The sequence below is a fragment of the Nocardioides sp. YIM 152315 genome (assembly GCF_029210375.1).
In the GTDB taxonomy this organism is placed as follows: Bacteria; Actinomycetota; Actinomycetes; order Propionibacteriales; family Nocardioidaceae; genus Nocardioides.
The window spans coordinates 49,466-64,258 of the sequence record NZ_JARGER010000038.1 but is presented as its reverse complement, the minus strand read 5'-3'; the positions used below and the strand labels follow the sequence as shown (position 1 = coordinate 64,258).

Below are 14,793 nucleotides of genomic sequence, written 5' to 3'. Positions count from 1 at the left end.
GGGGCGGGCGACACGCCCGACCTCGGGGGTGAGCGCGGCGGGTTGAGCTTGCACCACCCGGCCACGAGAACCATCCGCGCGGGCAGGGCGTCCGCGCGTGGGAGTGAACAAGAAGGGGAACCACCCGGTGCCCACCATTCAGCAGCTGGTCCGCAAGGGCCGCCAGGACAAGGTGTCGAAGAACAAGACGCCTGCCCTGAAGGGGTCTCCGCAGCGCCGTGGCGTCTGCACCCGCGTCTACACCACCACCCCGAAGAAGCCGAACTCCGCCCTCCGCAAGGTCGCGCGTGTGCGCCTGTCGAGCGGCGTCGAGGTCACGGCGTACATCCCGGGCGTGGGCCACAACCTCCAGGAGCACTCGATCGTGCTCGTCCGCGGCGGCCGGGTGAAGGACCTCCCCGGTGTCCGCTACAAGATCATCCGCGGCACGCTCGACACCCAGGGCGTGAAGAACCGCAAGCAGGCCCGCAGCCGCTACGGCGCCAAGAAGGAGAAGAGCTGACATGCCGCGCAAGGGTCCCGCTCCCAAGCGGCCGATCGACGTCGACCCGGTCTACGGGTCGCAGCTGGTCACCCAGCTCGTGTCCAAGGTGCTGCAGGACGGCAAGAAGCAGGTCGCGCAGCGCATCGTCTACACCGCGCTCGAGGGCTGCCGCGAGAAGACCGGCACCGACCCGGTCGTCACGCTCAAGCGCGCGCTCGACAACGTGAAGCCGACGATCGAGGTCAAGTCCCGCCGCGTCGGTGGCGCGACCTACCAGGTCCCGATCGAGGTCAAGGGCACGCGCGGCACCACGCTCGCGCTGCGCTGGCTGGTCGGCTACGCCGCCGACCGTCGCGAGAAGACCATGCACGAGCGCCTGATGAACGAGATCCTCGACGCCTCCAACGGCCTCGGTGCCGCGGTGAAGAAGCGCGAGGACACGCACAAGATGGCCGAGTCCAACAAGGCCTTCGCGCACTACCGCTGGTGACCACGGGCGCGGGCGCGCTCCGCTGAAGAGCGGGCCGCCCGCGCTCCACCCCGGAAATCCGAACTTTCTAAGGAACGCTGACAACAGTGGCTGTCGACATCACCACGGACCTCAACAAGGTCCGCAACATCGGCATCATGGCGCACATCGACGCCGGCAAGACCACCACCACCGAGCGCATCCTCTTCTACACCGGCATCACCTACAAGATCGGTGAGGTCCACGAGGGCGCGGCCACGATGGACTGGATGGAGCAGGAGCAGGAGCGCGGCATCACCATCACGTCCGCGGCGACGACCTGCTGGTGGAAGAACCACCAGATCAACATCATCGACACCCCCGGCCACGTGGACTTCACAGCCGAGGTCGAGCGCTCGCTGCGCGTCCTCGACGGTGCCGTCGCCGTCTTCGACGGCGTGGCCGGCGTCGAGCCGCAGACGATGACGGTGTGGCGCCAGGCGAACAAGTACGCCGTGCCGCGCATGTGCTTCGTCAACAAGCTCGACCGCACCGGCGCGGACTTCTTCCGCTGCGTCGACATGATGGTCGAGCGCCTCAACTCCACCCCGCTGGTCCTCCAGCTCCCGATCGGTGCCGAGTCCGACTTCCTCGGCGTCGTCGACCTGGTCGGCATGCGCGCGCTCACGTGGCGCGGCGAGACCACGATGGGTGAGGACTACGCCGTCGAGGAGATCCCCGCGGAGATGGCCGAGCAGGCCGCGGAGTACCGCGAGAGGCTGCTCGAGACGCTCTCCGAGGCCGACGACGACATCATGGAGAAGTACCTCGAGGGCGAGGACCTCACCGTCGAGGAGCTCGAGGACGCGATCCGTCGTGCGACCCTGGCCGACAAGCTCAACCCGGTGCTCTGCGGCACGGCGTTCAAGAACAAGGGCGTCCAGCCCCTGCTCGACGCGGTCGTGAAGTACCTGCCGTCGCCGCTCGACATCGACGCGATCATCGGCCACAAGCCGAACGACGAGGAGACCGAGATCTCCCGCAAGCCGGCCGACGACGAGCCCTTCTCCGGCCTGGCCTACAAGATCGCCTCCGACCCGCACCTGGGCAAGCTGATCTACGTCCGCGTCTACTCGGGCAAGCTCGAGGCCGGCTCAACCGTGCTCAACTCGGTCAACGGCAAGAAGGAGCGGATCGGCAAGGTCTACCAGATGCACGCCAACAAGCGTGAGGAGATCGCGTCGGTCGGCGCCGGCCAGATCGTGGCGGTGATGGGCCTGAAGGACACCAAGACCGGCCACACGCTCTCCGACCCGCAGAACGCGGTCGTGCTCGAGTCGATGACGTTCCCGGCCCCGGTGATCGAGGTCGCGATCGAGCCCAAGACCAAGAGCGACCAGGAGAAGCTGGGCCTGGCGATCCAGCGCCTCTCCGACGAGGACCCGACATTCACCGTCAAGACCGACGAGGAGACCGGCCAGACGATCATCGCCGGCATGGGCGAGCTCCACCTGGAGATCCTCGTCGACCGGATGAAGCGCGAGTTCCGCGTCGAGGCCACCGTCGGCAAGCCGCAGGTCGCCTACCGCGAGACCCTCCGCAAGGAGGTCGCGAACCACAGCTACACCCACAAGAAGCAGACCGGTGGTTCGGGTCAGTTCGCGAAGGTCGTCATCTCGGTCGGCCCGAACATCGACCCCGAGACCGGCACCGGTGCGGGCTATGAGTTCGCGAACAACGTGACGGGCGGTCGCGTCCCGCGCGAGTACATCCCCTCGGTCGACCAGGGTGCTCAGGACGCCATGGAGTTCGGCATCCTCGCCGGCTTCCCGATGGTGGACGTGAAGGTCGCGCTCGAGGACGGCGCCTACCACGACGTCGACTCCTCCGAGCTCGCCTTCAAGATCGCCGGCAACCAGGCCTTCAAGGAGGCCGCCCGCATGGCCAAGCCGGTGCTGCTGGAGCCGATGTTCGCCGTGGAGGTGACGACGCCGGAGGGCTTCCTCGGCACCGTCATCGGTGACATCAACAGCCGCCGCGGCCAGATCCAGGCACAGGAGGAGCGTCACGGTGACATGGTCATCAACGCCCTCGTGCCGCTGTCCGAGATGTTCGGGTACGTTGGCGACCTGAGGTCCAAGACCTCGGGTCAGGCGTCGTACTCGATGGAGTTCGACTCGTACGCCGAGGTTCCCACGAACATCGCCGACGAGATCATCAAGAAGGTTCGCGGCGAGTAATCCCCGTCGGACCCTCGGCACCACCCCAGCAAGTACGAGTCAAGTAACACACCAACCAGGAGGAGCCCACAGTGGCTAAGGCGAAGTTCGAGCGGACCAAGCCGCACGTCAACATCGGCACGATCGGTCACATCGACCACGGCAAGACCACCCTGACTGCCGCGATCACCAAGGTCCTGCACGACGCTTACCCGGACCTGAACCCGTTCACGCCGTTCGACGAGATCGACAAGGCGCCCGAGGAGCGGCAGCGCGGCATCACCATCTCCATCGCGCACGTCGAGTACCAGACCGAGTCGCGCCACTACGCGCACGTCGACTGCCCGGGTCACGCCGACTACATCAAGAACATGATCACCGGTGCGGCGCAGATGGACGGCGCGATCCTCGTGGTCGCCGCCACCGACGGCCCGATGCCGCAGACCCGTGAGCACGTCCTGCTCGCCCGCCAGGTCGGCGTGCCCGCCCTGGTCGTCGCGCTGAACAAGTGCGACATGGTCGACGACGAGGAGCTCATCGAGCTCGTCGAGATGGAGGTGCGCGAGCTCCTCTCCGAGTACGAGTTCCCGGGCGACGACATCCCGGTCGTGCGCGTGGCGGCCTTCCCGGCCCTCAACGGCGACGAGAAGTGGGGCCAGTCGGTCCTCGAGCTCATGAACGCGGTCGACGAGTACATCCCGACCCCGGAGCGCGACACCGACAAGCCGTTCCTGATGCCGGTCGAGGACGTCTTCACGATCACCGGTCGCGGCACGGTCATCACCGGCCGCATCGAGCGCGGCATCGTGAAGGTCGGCGAGGAGGTCGAGATCGTCGGCATCCGCAACGAGTCGCAGAAGACCACCGTCACCGGTGTCGAGATGTTCCGCAAGCTGCTCGACGAGGGCCAGGCCGGTGAGAACGTCGGTCTGCTGCTCCGCGGCACCAAGCGCGAGGACGTCGAGCGCGGCATGGTCGTGATCAAGCCGGGCACCACCACGCCGCACACCAACTTCGAGGCCTCGGTCTACATCCTCTCGAAGGAGGAGGGCGGCCGTCACACGCCGTTCTTCAACAACTACCGTCCGCAGTTCTACTTCCGGACCACGGACGTGACCGGTGTCGTGACCCTGCCCGAGGGCACCGAGATGGTCATGCCGGGTGACAACACCGAGATGTCGGTCGAGCTCATCCAGCCCATCGCGATGGACGAGGGTCTGCGCTTCGCGATCCGCGAGGGTGGCCGCACCGTCGGCGCCGGCCGGGTCACCAAGATCACCAAGTGATCTGACCACGGCACGCAGGGCCCCGGCAGCCGCAAGGCTGTCGGGGCCCTGCTGCTTTGTCAGCACCCGATTCGGCGATCCCACCGCGAACCGCACGCTGACCGGAGCGCCGGGCCCCGTAGGGTCGGGCACCGTGGACGACGCAACGCTCGACGCAGCAGCAGTGGAGGCCGCGGCCGAGGTACTGCGGCCGGTGGTACGCCGCACCGAGCTCGAGCACAGTGAGCGGCTCAGCGGGATCGTCGGCGCGAGCGTGCTGCTCAAGCGCGAGAACCGGCAGATCACCCGGTCCTACAAGGTGCGCGGGGCCTTCCACCTGATCGGCGGCCTGACCGACGCCGAGCGCGCCCGCGGTGTCGTCTGCGCGAGCGCCGGCAACCACGGGCAGGGACTGGCCTGGAGCTGCGCCCGGCTCGGCGTCCGCGGCCGCGTCTACGTGCCGGGGAACACCCCTCGGCAGAAGCGCCAGCGCATCCTCGCGCTGGGCCAGGGACTGGTCGAGCTCATCGTCGAGGGCAGCACGTACGACGCGGCCGGCGCGGCCGCGCGCGCCGACTCCGAGCGCACCGGCGCGGTCTACGTCCCGCCGTTCGACGACCCGCGCACGATCGCCGGGCAGGGCACGATCGCGCCCGAGCTGGTCGAGCAGGCGCCCGGCCCGCTGCACACCGTGCTGGTGCCGGTCGGCGGCGGCGGACTGGTCGCGGGTCTCGCGGTCTGGCTGCGCGAGCGGCACCCCGGCGTCCGCATCGTCGGCGTCGAGCCGCGCGGCGCGGCCAGCATGACCGCCGCGCTCGCCGCCGGCGGACCGGTGGCCCTCCCGGAGGTCGACACGTTCGTCGACGGCGCGGCCGTGGGTAGGGTCGGCGACGTGACGTTCCCGCTGGTGCGTGACCTCGTCGACGAGGTGCTGACGGTCGACGAGGGAGCGGTGTGCACCGAGATGCTGGACCTCTACCAGGTCGAGGGCATCATCGCCGAGCCCGCCGGCGCGCTGGCGAGCACGGGGGCACGCCGGCTCGCGGGGACCTTCCCGGCCGGCGCCACGGTCGCGTGCCTCGTCTCCGGCGGCAACAACGACGTCAGCAGGTACGGCGAGATCCTCGAGCGCTCACTGGTCCACGAGGGCCTGCGGCACTACTTCCTGGTGTCGTTCCCCCAGGAGCCCGGCGCCCTGCGGCACTTCCTCGACGAGGTGCTCGGCGCGGGCGAGGACATCGTGGTCTTCGAGTACGTCAAGAAGAACAACCGCGAGACCGGGCCGGCGCTCGTCGGCATCGAGCTCGACAGCGCGGCGACCCTGGCCGGCCTCCTCGACCGGATGGAGGCCAGCCCGCTGACCATCGAGAGGGTGCCCCCGGGCTCGCCGCTCTTCACGTTCCTCATGTGAGGTCAGCGAGCGCGGTTTCACCAAGGGATGAAGGCCGGCACGCGCTTCCCACGGTGAGCACGTCGAGGGAAGCGCAGCTCCGGCCACATCCCTTGATGAAGCGACACCACGGCCAGTGCCGCCGCCTCACCGCGAGCGCGCTCGGCGAGCTCGGCAGACCGCGGGTGGTCGGCGGCGAAGCGCTCCTCCTCCCGGGGGCGGAGCGACGCGATTCGGGTGTGGTCGACCATGAAGGGAAGATAGGCCCATGAGCGACGATCGGGGCCGACCGGCGCGCCCGCACCACAGGCTGACCGAGGACGGCCGCCGGATGCGGGAGGTGCTGACGTACTCCCGCCGGGGCAACCGGTTCACACCGCGCCAGCAGCAGGCCTGGGACGAGTACGCCGAGCGCTGGTGGGTGCCCGACGAGGCGGTCGACGACCCGGGCTTCTCGCTGGCCGAGCTCTTCGGCCGGGTCGCGCCGCTGATCGTCGAGATCGGTGCCGGCATCGGGGAGTCCACCGTCGAGCTCGCGCGGACCCGGCCCGACCACGACGTCCTGGTCTTCGAGGTGTGGCGCCCCGGCGTGGCCGACACGCTGGGGCGCGTCGGCGAGGCTGGACTCTCCAACGTGCGGCTGCTCAGCGTCGACGCCGTCTGGTCGATCGAGCACCTCGTCGGTCCCGACAGCCTCGCCGGCATCTGGACCTTCTTCCCCGACCCCTGGCACAAGACGCGCCACCACAAGCGCCGGCTGGTCACGCCGGCGTTCGCCGCCATGGCGGCCGGCCGGCTGTCGGCCGGCGCCGAGTGGCGGCTCGCCACGGACTGGGCCGACTACGCCGGGCAGATGGTGGAGGTGCTCGACGCCGAGCCGCTGCTCGAGGGCGGCGTCGTCGAGCGATGGGCCGAGCGGCCGGTCACCAGGTTCGAGCGCAAGGGTCTCGCGGCGGGTCGCGAGATCACCGACCTGCGCTACGTGCGCGTCGGGCAGTAGTGCGACGTACGACGAGCTCGGTCGGCAGGATCACCTGCTCGGGCGTCCAGTCGTCGTCGGCCAGGGCGGCGAGCACCTGCGTGGCCGCCACCCGGCCCTGCTCGTGCACCGGTTGCGCGACGGTGGTCAGGTCGAAGTAGCGCGCCATCTCGTGGTCGTCGATGCCCACGACGGAGACGTCCTCGGGCACCCGCAGCCCGAGCTCGCGCGCCGCGCGGAGCGCGCCGATCGCCATCTCGTCGGAGGCGGCGAAGACCGCGGACGGCCGGTCCGGTCGCTGCAGCAGCGACAGGGCCGCCTCCTGACCGCCCGCGATCGTGAACCCGCCGTCCGCCTCCAGGCAGGGATCGGACTCGACGCCGGCCTTCTCGAGCACGCAGCGGTAGCCGGTCAACCGGGCCGACGGCGCGGTGAAGTCGAGGACACCCTCGGTCGCGCCGCCGATGTAGCCGATGCGCTCGTGCCCGAGGTCGACGAGGTGCGAGGTCGCGGTCGCCGCAGCCTCGCGGTCGTCGATGCGCACGGTCGCCCAGCCGGGCATGTCGGCGCCGACGATCGTGACCGGCCGCCCGAGCCGGCTCAGCCGCTCGCGCTCGTCGGGGCTGGGCTTGAGGCTGAGCACCAGCACCGCGTCGACGCGCTTGGTGAGCAGGCTGGTCTCGAAGACGCGGTGGCGTGCGGACGCGTCGCCGGCGAGGTTGTAGAGGAGCAGGTCGTAGCCGCTCTCGCGCAGCACCTCCTCGGCGCCCTGGACGACGGCGGCGAAGAACCACTGGGTGACCCGCGGCACCACGACGGCCACGGTCCGGGTCTGCCCGCTGGCCAGGCCCGCGGCGCTCGGCGAGGGCACGTACCCGAGTCGTTGCGCCGACTCCATGACGCGCGCCCGGGTCTCGCCGGACACGCCCGCGAGTCCGCGCAGCGCGCGCGAGACCGTCGCCGTGGACATCTCGACGTCGCGCGCCACGTCCTTGATGCTGGTCATCGTGGGAACGCTCCCACTTTCGCGGTAAAGAGTCTAGGCTGCTCCCCATGACCCAGTACCTGCCTGACGGACCCACCCTCGCCTTCGGCGCCGCCACCGCGGCGTACCAGATCGAGGGAGCCACGACCGAGGACGGTCGCGGAGCCTCGATCTGGGACACTTTCGCGGCGCGTCCGGGTGCGACGCGGGACGGCCGGGACGGCTCGGTCGCCTGCGACTCCTATCGTCGCTACGAGGAGGACCTCGACCTCGTCGTGGGGATGAACGCGGGGTGGTACCGCTTCTCGATCGCGTGGCCGCGGATCGTCCCCGCGGGCACCGGCGCCGTCGAGCAGCGCGGGCTGGACTACTACGACCGGCTGGTCGACGCCGCCCTGGCGCGCGGCGTGCAGCCGACCGCCACGCTCTACCACTGGGACCTGCCGCAGGCCCTCGAGGACCGCGGCGGCTGGCTGGAGCGGAGCACCGCCGAGGCGTTCGCCGACTACGCGATGGTCGTCCACGAGCGACTCGGCGACCGGGTGCACGTCTGGGCGACGCACAACGAGCCGTGGTGCGCGGCGTACCTCGGCTACGCCGCGGGCATCCACGCGCCGGGCCGCAAGGAGGGCGGCGCAGGCCACCGGGCCGCCCACCACCTCAACCTCGGCCACGGCCTCGCCGCGGCCCGGCTGCACGGGGCCGGCGTGACCGACGTCGGCATCGTGCACAACCTGGCGCCGTTCTGGCCCGAGACCCCGGAGGCCGCCCCGGCCGCCGACGAGCTCGACGCCGTACGCAACCGGATCTGGACCGGGCCGCTCGCCGAAGGCGCGTACGACGAGGGCCTGCTGCGCGTCGCGCCCGAGCTCGCCGATTCCACGCTGGTGCGCGACGGAGACCTGGCGCTCGTGCGCGGCTCGGCCGACTGGATCGGCGTCAACTACTACACGCCGTTCCGGCCGACGCTCGCCGACCCGAGCCTCGACGTGCATCCCGAGGTCGAGGCCTACCCCGGCGTCACGCCGGTCTCGTTCGTGGTCCGCGAGCCGCGCACCGACATCGGCTGGGAGACCGACGCCTCCGGCCTGGAGGCGATCCTCGTGCAGACCCACGAGCGCACCGGCCTGCCGATCATGGTCACCGAGAACGGTGCGGCGTGTGCCGACGACGAGCTCGTCGACGGCCCGGACGGTCGGCCGATGGTCGCCGACCAGGACCGCATCGACTACCTGCGCGACCACATCGGCGCCGCCGAGGCGGCGCGGAAGGCCGGAGCCGACGTGCGCGGCTACATCGTGTGGACGCTGCTCGACAACTTCGAGTGGGCGGAGGGCTACACGAAGACCTTCGGCGTCGTGCACATCGACGCCGAGACCCTCGCCCGCACGCCCAAGGCGTCCTACCACTGGCTGGCCGAGCACATCGGCTCCGCTTCCTCGTGACCGACTGACGGTGGGTCGCTGGCCGGTCAGCCCTTGACGCTTCCGGCCAGCAACCCCCGCACGAAGTAGCGCTGGAGCGACAGGAAGACGATCAACGGCACCACCAGGCTGACGAACGCGCCGGCGGAGAGCAGGAACCAGTCCTGCCCCCTGGTGCCCGAGAGCTCGGCGAGCCGGGCGGTCAGCGGCGAGACGTCCGGGCTGCCGCCGCCGAAGACCAGCGCGACGAGCAGGTCGTTCCAGACCCAGAGGAACTGGAAGATCCCGAACGCCGCGATCGCCGGCGTCATCAGCGGCAGCATGATCCGGCTGAAGATCTGGACGTGCCCGGCGCCGTCGACGCGCGCGGACTCGATCAGCTCGCCGGGGATCTGGCGCATGAAGTTGTGCAGCAGGTAGATCGCCAGCGGCAGCGCGAAGATCGAGTGCGAGAGCCAGATCGTGTAGAACCCGCCACCGGGCGCCTCGGCGCCGGCCAGACCCCGGTCGACGTACAGGGTGAGCAGCGGGATCATCGTCACCTGGATCGGCACGATCTGCAGCGCGAAGACCGCGACGAAGAGGAAGTCGCGCCCGGGGAACCTCATCCACGCGAACGCGTAGGCGGCCATCGTCGCGATGCTCACCGGGATGAGCACCGACGGGATCGTGATCACGATCGAGTTGACGAAGTACGTCGCCAGCGCGGTGTCGCCGTTGAGCACCTCGTCGTAGTTGTCGAGCGTGAAGCTCGGGTTGGTGAAGATCGTCCACCAGCCGCTCGAGGTGATGTCCCCCTCCGGCCGGAACGACGTGACGAGCAGGCCGAAGGTCGGGATCGTCCAGAGGATGGCGATGAGGATCGCGGCCAGCGACGCCCAGGGCGAGGTCAGCGCCTTGTGCGCGCTGCTGGAGACGCTCTCGCGCTCCACGGCCTGCTCGACGGAGAGGTCGTCCGTGGCGGTGGTGGTAGTCATCGGGGTCCCCTCGGAGTCGTGACCGGAGCGAGCGCAGCGAGTGGAGGGAGCGACTTCGTGGGGTGTCTCATCGTGCCTCCAGCTTGCGCATCTGACGGACGTTGTAGATGACGATCGGCATCACGAGGACGAAGATCAGCACGGCGAGTGCGGCGCCGAGTCCCTGGTCGAAGGAACGGAAGCTCTGCACGTAGAACTCGTAGGCGAGCACGCTGGTGTCGAAGTTGCCGCCGGTCGTGGTGCGCACGATGTCGAAGGCCTTCAGGGTCGTGATGCTGATCGTGGTCAGCACGACGATGAGCGACGGCCGGATGCTCGGCACCGTGATGAAGCGGAACATCTTGAAGCCGCCCACGCCGTCGAGGCGGGCCGCCTCGACGATGTCGTCGGGGATCGCCTTGATCGAGGCCGACAGCAGCGTCATCGCGAAGCCGGCCTGCACCCAGATCATGATGACGATCAGGAAGACGGTGTTCCACGGCTCGTTGAAGAGGAACCGGTAGGTGTCGAAGCCGAGGACCTTCAAGACCTCGTTGGCGACACCGATCTGGTTCGCGTCGGTCTCGCGGTAGTCGTAGACGAACTTCCAGATGATCGACGCGCCCACCAGGGAGATCGCCATCGGCAGGAAGATCAGTGCCTTGGCGAACTTCTCGAACTTGGCGCGGTCGACCAGCACGGCGTACACGAGGCCGATCGCGGTCGACGCGATCGGCACGACGATGACCCAGGCGGCGGTGTTCAGCAGCACCCGGATCTGGTTGGAGTCGGTGAAGATCGTCTTGTAGTTCTCGAACCCGACCGACTCGTTGCCGGCGGCGTTCTGGAACGACTGCCGGATCGTCTCGATCGCGGGGTAGAGCAGGCCGACGCCGATCAGGAGGACCGCCGGCAGCACGAAGGCGGCGGACTGCACGAGCTCGCCTCGTCGGGAGCGCAGGCGTTGCGTCAGCAGCAGGATCGCGGCGACCACGCCGAAGAACAGCGCGATCGCGATGAGCATCTGGGTGAACTTCTCGCCAGTGGACATGCCAGGCACTCCCGTTCAGACAAGGGCCCGCCGGCCGGTCGGACGACCGGCCGGCGGGCGGTTGATCACGGCCAGGAACTCTCGATGTTGTCGAGGGTGTCCTGCGTGCTCTGGTCCTCGCCGATCCAGGCGGTCATCTCCTTCCAGAACGACCCAGCGCCCACGGCACCCGGCATCAGGTCGGAGCCGTCGAAGCGGAAGACCGCGTCGGGGTTCTGGAGGATCTCGACCGACGTCTTGTCGATCGGGCTGGCCACGTTGGCGATGTCCAGGTTCTTGTTCGCGCTGACGAAGCCACCGTTGGTAGTGGCCTTGCCCTTCTCGTTGACCCACTCCGGACCGGAGATGTAGGTCATCAGCGCCTGGACGGCGGTGTCGTCGGAGAACGCGGTGACGAACTCACCGCCACCGAGGACCGGGCTGCCGAAGTCCTCGCTGATCGGCGGGAGGTAGAACGCGAACACGTCGCCGTCCTCGCCGACCTTCGTGCCCTCCGGCCAGTTGGCGGCGTAGAAGCTCGCCTGCCGGTGCAGCGCGCACTTGCCGTCGACGATCGGCAGACCACCGTCGGTGAACTCGGTGCTCGCGATCGACTTCGGGTCACCGAAGCCGCCGTTGACGTAGTCGGCGTTCTTGAGGATGCCGCCGACGGTGTCGAGCGCCTCGACCACGGCGGGGTCGTTGAACGGGATCTCGTGGTTGACCCACTGGTCGTAGACGTCCGGGCCGGCGGAGCGCAGCAGCACGTCCTCGAGCCAGTCGGTCGCCGGCCAGCCCGTGGCCTCGCCCGAGCCGATGCCCGCGCACCACGGCTTGATGCCGCTCGCCGCGATGTCGTCGGAGAGCGCGAGCATGTCGTCCCAGGTGGTCGGGATGTCCCAGCCGTTCTCCTGGAACATCTTCGGGGAGTACCAGACGAAGGACTTCACGTTGGCGGTGAGCGGCGGCGCGTAGAACTTGCCGTCGACGGTGCCGTACGCCTTCCAGTCCTCGCCGTAGTACTCGTCGACGTTGTCGGACACCGACTGCGGCGCCTCTACGACCTTGCCGGTGTCCTCCACCAGGGTCTTGAGCAGGCCCGGCTGCGGGACGAACGCGATGTCCGGCGGGTTGCCGCTCTTGACGCGCACGACCAGCTGGGCCTCGAACTCCTTGGAGCCTTCGTACGCGACCTTCGCGCCGGTGCACTCCTCGAAGAGCTTGAACGAGTCGATGTAGGGCTGGTCCTCGGGCGCGACGATGGAGGTGTAGATGCTGACCTCTTCGCCGGTGAGGTCACCGAACTCCGTCAGGTCGGCGCACTCGGCCTTGCCCTCACCCGGGGACGTGCCTCCGGCGCTGCCGCCTTCGTCGTCGTCGCCGCCACAGCCGGCGAGAACGAGTCCCGCAGTCACGAGGGCGGCGGCAGCTGCCATCCCCCTGCGCGTGTTGCGTGATCGCATTCGTGGATTCCTCTCTGGGTTGTCAGCAGGTCCGCTTAGGTCCGCGCGCCTTTGAAACCCGCTCCGTCGAGGAACGATGCAAACGTTTACGCGCGCGTCCGTCAAGGGACCCCGGTCACGATTCTGTAACGCGGGTCACATTTCAATGGGAACGCTCCCACCGCCGGATGATAGCGCCGCGACCAGCGGGTGCGCCGCAGGATCTCCAGCATTTGATCCGGGTTGATGACGCGCGGTCTGCACCACCCGGCGCGCGCGGTCGCTGTCCCGCGTCGGGGCCGGATCCCAGGAGATCTTGCGGCGATCCGGGGTGATTCGACCACATCAAGGGTTATCCCCCTTGGTCTAGACCAGGTCGCGTCGGCAGGGTCGGGAGCGGCGGCCGATCCGCGTGCCGCCCGTCTCCGGCCCGGCGCCGGCGGCGCCGCACGGCCGGGCGGTTCCGGCCAGGACGGAAGGTTCCCGATGTTGCTCGACCTCTCGAAGAAGGCAGCACTCCCCGCCGTGGCCACCATGGTCGTCGGCTCGCTCGGCGCCCTGGCGGCGAGTGCCCCCGCAGACGCCGCGCCCGGGCGGGACGGCCAACGCGCGCCCCTGGTCCGGGCCGCCGACGCCGTGCCCGGCCAGTACGTCGTCGTGCTGGACCCGGGAGCCTCGACCACCGACCTGAGGTCGACCCGGCAGGACGTCCGCGCGGAGGGCGGCGCCGTCACCGACAGCTACCGCCACGTGGGAGCGTTCTCCGCGACGCTCGACTCCGCCGAGCTCGCGGCCGTCCGCTCGGACCCGGACGTCGCCTTCGTCCAGGAGAACGGCGTGCTGTCGATCGAAGACACCCAGACCGACGCCACCTGGGGGCTGGACCGCATCGACCAGGCCGAGCTGCCACTCGACGGCAGCTACACCTACGACGCGACCGGTGCCGGCGTCACGGCGTACATCATCGACACCGGCATCAACTCCTCGCACCGCGACTACGCCGACCGCCTCGCGGGCGGGTACGACGCCGTCGGGGACGGCAACGGGACCGAGGACTGCAACGGACACGGGTCGCACGTCGCGGGCACCGTCGGCGGCACGACGTACGGCGTCGCCAAGGACGTGACGCTCGTGGCGGTGCGGGTGCTCGACTGCAACGGCAGCGGGACCACGGCCGGCGTCGTCGACGGCATGGACTGGGTGGCGGCCCGGGGCGGGCCCGCCGTCGCGAACATGAGCCTCGGCGGCGGCGCCGACTCCGCCATCGACTCCGCGATCGACGCGATGACCGGCGCGGGCGTGACCGTCGCGGTGGCGGCCGGCAACGAGACCTCCGATGCCTGCCTGGGCTCGCCCAGCCGCGCGGCCTCCGCCATCACGGTGGCGGCGTCGAACAGCTCGGACGCGGCGGCGTACTTCTCCAACTACGGCGACTGCGTCGACCTCTACGCACCCGGGGAGGACATCACGTCCGACTGGATCGGCAGCAGCACGGCGACCAACACCATCTCGGGCACCTCGATGGCCACGCCGCACGTGGCCGGCGCCGCCGCGCTCTACCTCGAGGCGCACCCCGGCGCGTCGCCCGCCGCGGTCACCGACGTCCTCCTCGCCGCGGCCACCCCGGGCGTCCTCTCCGGCACGAACGGGTCGCCGAACCTGCTGCTGAACACCGGGTTCTGACTCGCCGGATCCGCCTTGCCCCGGTCCGTCAGGGCCGGGGCGAGGCGGAGGCTCAGGCGAAGTCCTGCGCGGTGAACTCCCGCGGCTCGACGAGCACGATCCAGTTCCCGGAGTTGTCGCGACACAGCGCCTCGACGCCGTACGGGCGCTCCTCGGGCTTCTGGAGGAACTCCACGCCCCTGGCGCTCAGCTCCTCGTAGGTCTTCTGGCAGTCGTCGACGCTCATCCCGAGCCCGTTGAGGCCGCCGCTGGCGCGCTCACGCTGCATCGCGGCGACGAACTCGTCGGAGAAGGGTGGGCCGGGCGTCGTGAGGTGGACGGCGAGCTCTGGCTGGCTGGGGTGGTTGACGGTGCACCAGCGGTAGCCCCCGCCCAGGGTGATGTCGTCCTTGAGCTCGAACCCGAGGACGTCGACGTAGAAGTCGCGGGAGACGTCGACGTCGTCGACGAAGACCGAGGCGATGGAGATGTGGGTGATCATGCGTCCA

General features: G+C 69.6%; 14 protein-coding genes. 8 read left to right on the top strand and 6 right to left on the bottom strand.

Annotated elements, in window-relative coordinates; translation table 11 throughout:
• Positions 1–127: 127 nt before the first annotated feature.
• The 5 genes from rpsL (at position 128) to ilvA (ending at position 5,827) form a co-directional block, all read left to right on the top strand.
• Positions 128–502, top strand: a complete 375-nt coding sequence (gene rpsL / locus PZ894_RS14695; RefSeq protein ID WP_011757353.1) for a 30S ribosomal protein S12 — start codon at positions 128–130, stop codon at positions 500–502.
• Position 503: 1 nt separating this feature from the next.
• Complete coding sequence (gene rpsG / locus PZ894_RS14690; protein ID WP_183591896.1) at positions 504–974, top strand: 30S ribosomal protein S7; 471 nt, start codon at positions 504–506, stop codon at positions 972–974.
• An 86-nt stretch (positions 975–1,060) separates the two neighbouring features.
• Positions 1,061–3,172, top strand: a complete 2,112-nt coding sequence (gene fusA, locus PZ894_RS14685) for an elongation factor G (protein ID WP_275745893.1) — start codon at positions 1,061–1,063, stop codon at positions 3,170–3,172.
• Between the two features lie 71 nt (positions 3,173–3,243).
• Complete coding sequence (tuf, locus tag PZ894_RS14680; RefSeq protein WP_275745891.1) at positions 3,244–4,437, top strand: elongation factor Tu; 1,194 nt, start codon at positions 3,244–3,246, stop codon at positions 4,435–4,437.
• A 133-nt stretch (positions 4,438–4,570) separates the two neighbouring features.
• On the top strand, positions 4,571–5,827 hold the full coding sequence (gene ilvA / locus PZ894_RS14675; RefSeq protein WP_275745889.1) for a threonine ammonia-lyase IlvA: 1,257 nt from the start codon (positions 4,571–4,573) through the stop codon (positions 5,825–5,827).
• Positions 5,828–5,844: 17 nt separating this feature from the next.
• On the opposite strand, the gene PZ894_RS14670 is transcribed toward ilvA, so the two are convergent.
• On the bottom strand, positions 5,845–6,057 hold the full coding sequence (locus PZ894_RS14670) for a hypothetical protein (protein WP_275745888.1): 213 nt from the start codon (positions 6,055–6,057) through the stop codon (positions 5,845–5,847).
• Between the two features lie 17 nt (positions 6,058–6,074).
• On the opposite strand from PZ894_RS14670, the gene trmB reads away from it, so the two are divergent.
• Positions 6,075–6,806, top strand: coding sequence for a tRNA (guanosine(46)-N7)-methyltransferase TrmB (trmB, locus tag PZ894_RS14665; RefSeq protein WP_275745886.1), 732 nt, complete (start codon positions 6,075–6,077; stop codon positions 6,804–6,806).
• On the opposite strand, the gene PZ894_RS14660 is transcribed toward trmB, so the two are convergent.
• The gene (locus PZ894_RS14660) at positions 6,772–7,791 is read right to left on the bottom strand and encodes a LacI family DNA-binding transcriptional regulator (protein WP_275745884.1); all 1,020 of its coding nucleotides are present in this window, start codon (positions 7,789–7,791) and stop codon (positions 6,772–6,774) included. The two genes, trmB and PZ894_RS14660, sit on opposite strands and share 35 nt — an antisense overlap.
• A gap of 47 nt (positions 7,792–7,838) precedes the next feature.
• On the opposite strand from PZ894_RS14660, the gene PZ894_RS14655 reads away from it, so the two are divergent.
• Positions 7,839–9,215 carry a GH1 family beta-glucosidase gene (locus PZ894_RS14655; RefSeq protein WP_275745882.1) on the top strand — a complete coding sequence of 459 codons (1,377 nt, stop codon included), beginning with the start codon at positions 7,839–7,841 and terminating at the stop codon, positions 9,213–9,215.
• Positions 9,216–9,241: 26 nt separating this feature from the next.
• On the opposite strand, the gene PZ894_RS14650 is transcribed toward PZ894_RS14655, so the two are convergent.
• The 3 genes from PZ894_RS14650 to PZ894_RS14640 form a co-directional block, all read right to left on the bottom strand.
• Positions 9,242–10,171: a carbohydrate ABC transporter permease gene (locus PZ894_RS14650; RefSeq protein ID WP_275745881.1), complete on the bottom strand. Its 930-nt coding sequence runs from the start codon at positions 10,169–10,171 to the stop codon at positions 9,242–9,244.
• A gap of 67 nt (positions 10,172–10,238) precedes the next feature.
• Positions 10,239–11,201: a sugar ABC transporter permease gene (locus tag PZ894_RS14645; RefSeq protein ID WP_275745879.1), complete on the bottom strand. Its 963-nt coding sequence runs from the start codon at positions 11,199–11,201 to the stop codon at positions 10,239–10,241.
• Between the two features lie 65 nt (positions 11,202–11,266).
• Positions 11,267–12,616 carry an ABC transporter substrate-binding protein gene (locus tag PZ894_RS14640; protein ID WP_275745878.1) on the bottom strand — a complete coding sequence of 450 codons (1,350 nt, stop codon included), beginning with the start codon at positions 12,614–12,616 and terminating at the stop codon, positions 11,267–11,269.
• Positions 12,617–13,108: 492 nt separating this feature from the next.
• Between PZ894_RS14640 and PZ894_RS14635 the strand changes: the two genes are divergently transcribed.
• Positions 13,109–14,305 (top strand): S8 family peptidase, encoded by a 1,197-nt coding sequence (locus PZ894_RS14635; protein ID WP_275745877.1) that lies wholly within the window; start codon positions 13,109–13,111, stop codon positions 14,303–14,305.
• Between the two features lie 52 nt (positions 14,306–14,357).
• Here PZ894_RS14635 and PZ894_RS14630 read toward each other — a convergent pair whose 3' ends face one another.
• A complete protein-coding gene (locus PZ894_RS14630) occupies positions 14,358–14,786 on the bottom strand; it encodes a VOC family protein (RefSeq protein ID WP_275745876.1) in 429 nt (142 codons plus the stop codon).
• Positions 14,787–14,793 lie beyond the last annotated feature (7 nt).

Bases quoted from the DNA above. Each gene is read 5' to 3' on its own strand.
- rpsG (WP_183591896.1), top strand. From the start codon at position 504: ATGCCGCGCAAGGGTCCCGCTCCCAAGCGGCCGATCGACGTCGACCCG.
- PZ894_RS14670 (WP_275745888.1), bottom strand. From the start codon at position 6,057: ATGGTCGACCACACCCGAATCGCGTCGCTCCGCCCCCGGGAGGAGGAG.
- trmB (WP_275745886.1), top strand. From the start codon at position 6,075: ATGAGCGACGATCGGGGCCGACCGGCGCGCCCGCACCACAGGCTGACC.
- PZ894_RS14660 (WP_275745884.1), bottom strand. From the start codon at position 7,791: ATGACCAGCATCAAGGACGTGGCGCGCGACGTCGAGATGTCCACGGCG.
- PZ894_RS14655 (WP_275745882.1), top strand. From the start codon at position 7,839: ATGACCCAGTACCTGCCTGACGGACCCACCCTCGCCTTCGGCGCCGCC.
- PZ894_RS14650 (WP_275745881.1), bottom strand. From the start codon at position 10,171: ATGACTACCACCACCGCCACGGACGACCTCTCCGTCGAGCAGGCCGTG.
- PZ894_RS14645 (WP_275745879.1), bottom strand. From the start codon at position 11,201: ATGTCCACTGGCGAGAAGTTCACCCAGATGCTCATCGCGATCGCGCTG.
- PZ894_RS14640 (WP_275745878.1), bottom strand. From the start codon at position 12,616: ATGGCAGCTGCCGCCGCCCTCGTGACTGCGGGACTCGTTCTCGCCGGC.
- PZ894_RS14635 (WP_275745877.1), top strand. From the start codon at position 13,109: ATGTTGCTCGACCTCTCGAAGAAGGCAGCACTCCCCGCCGTGGCCACC.
- PZ894_RS14630 (WP_275745876.1), bottom strand. From the start codon at position 14,786: ATGATCACCCACATCTCCATCGCCTCGGTCTTCGTCGACGACGTCGAC.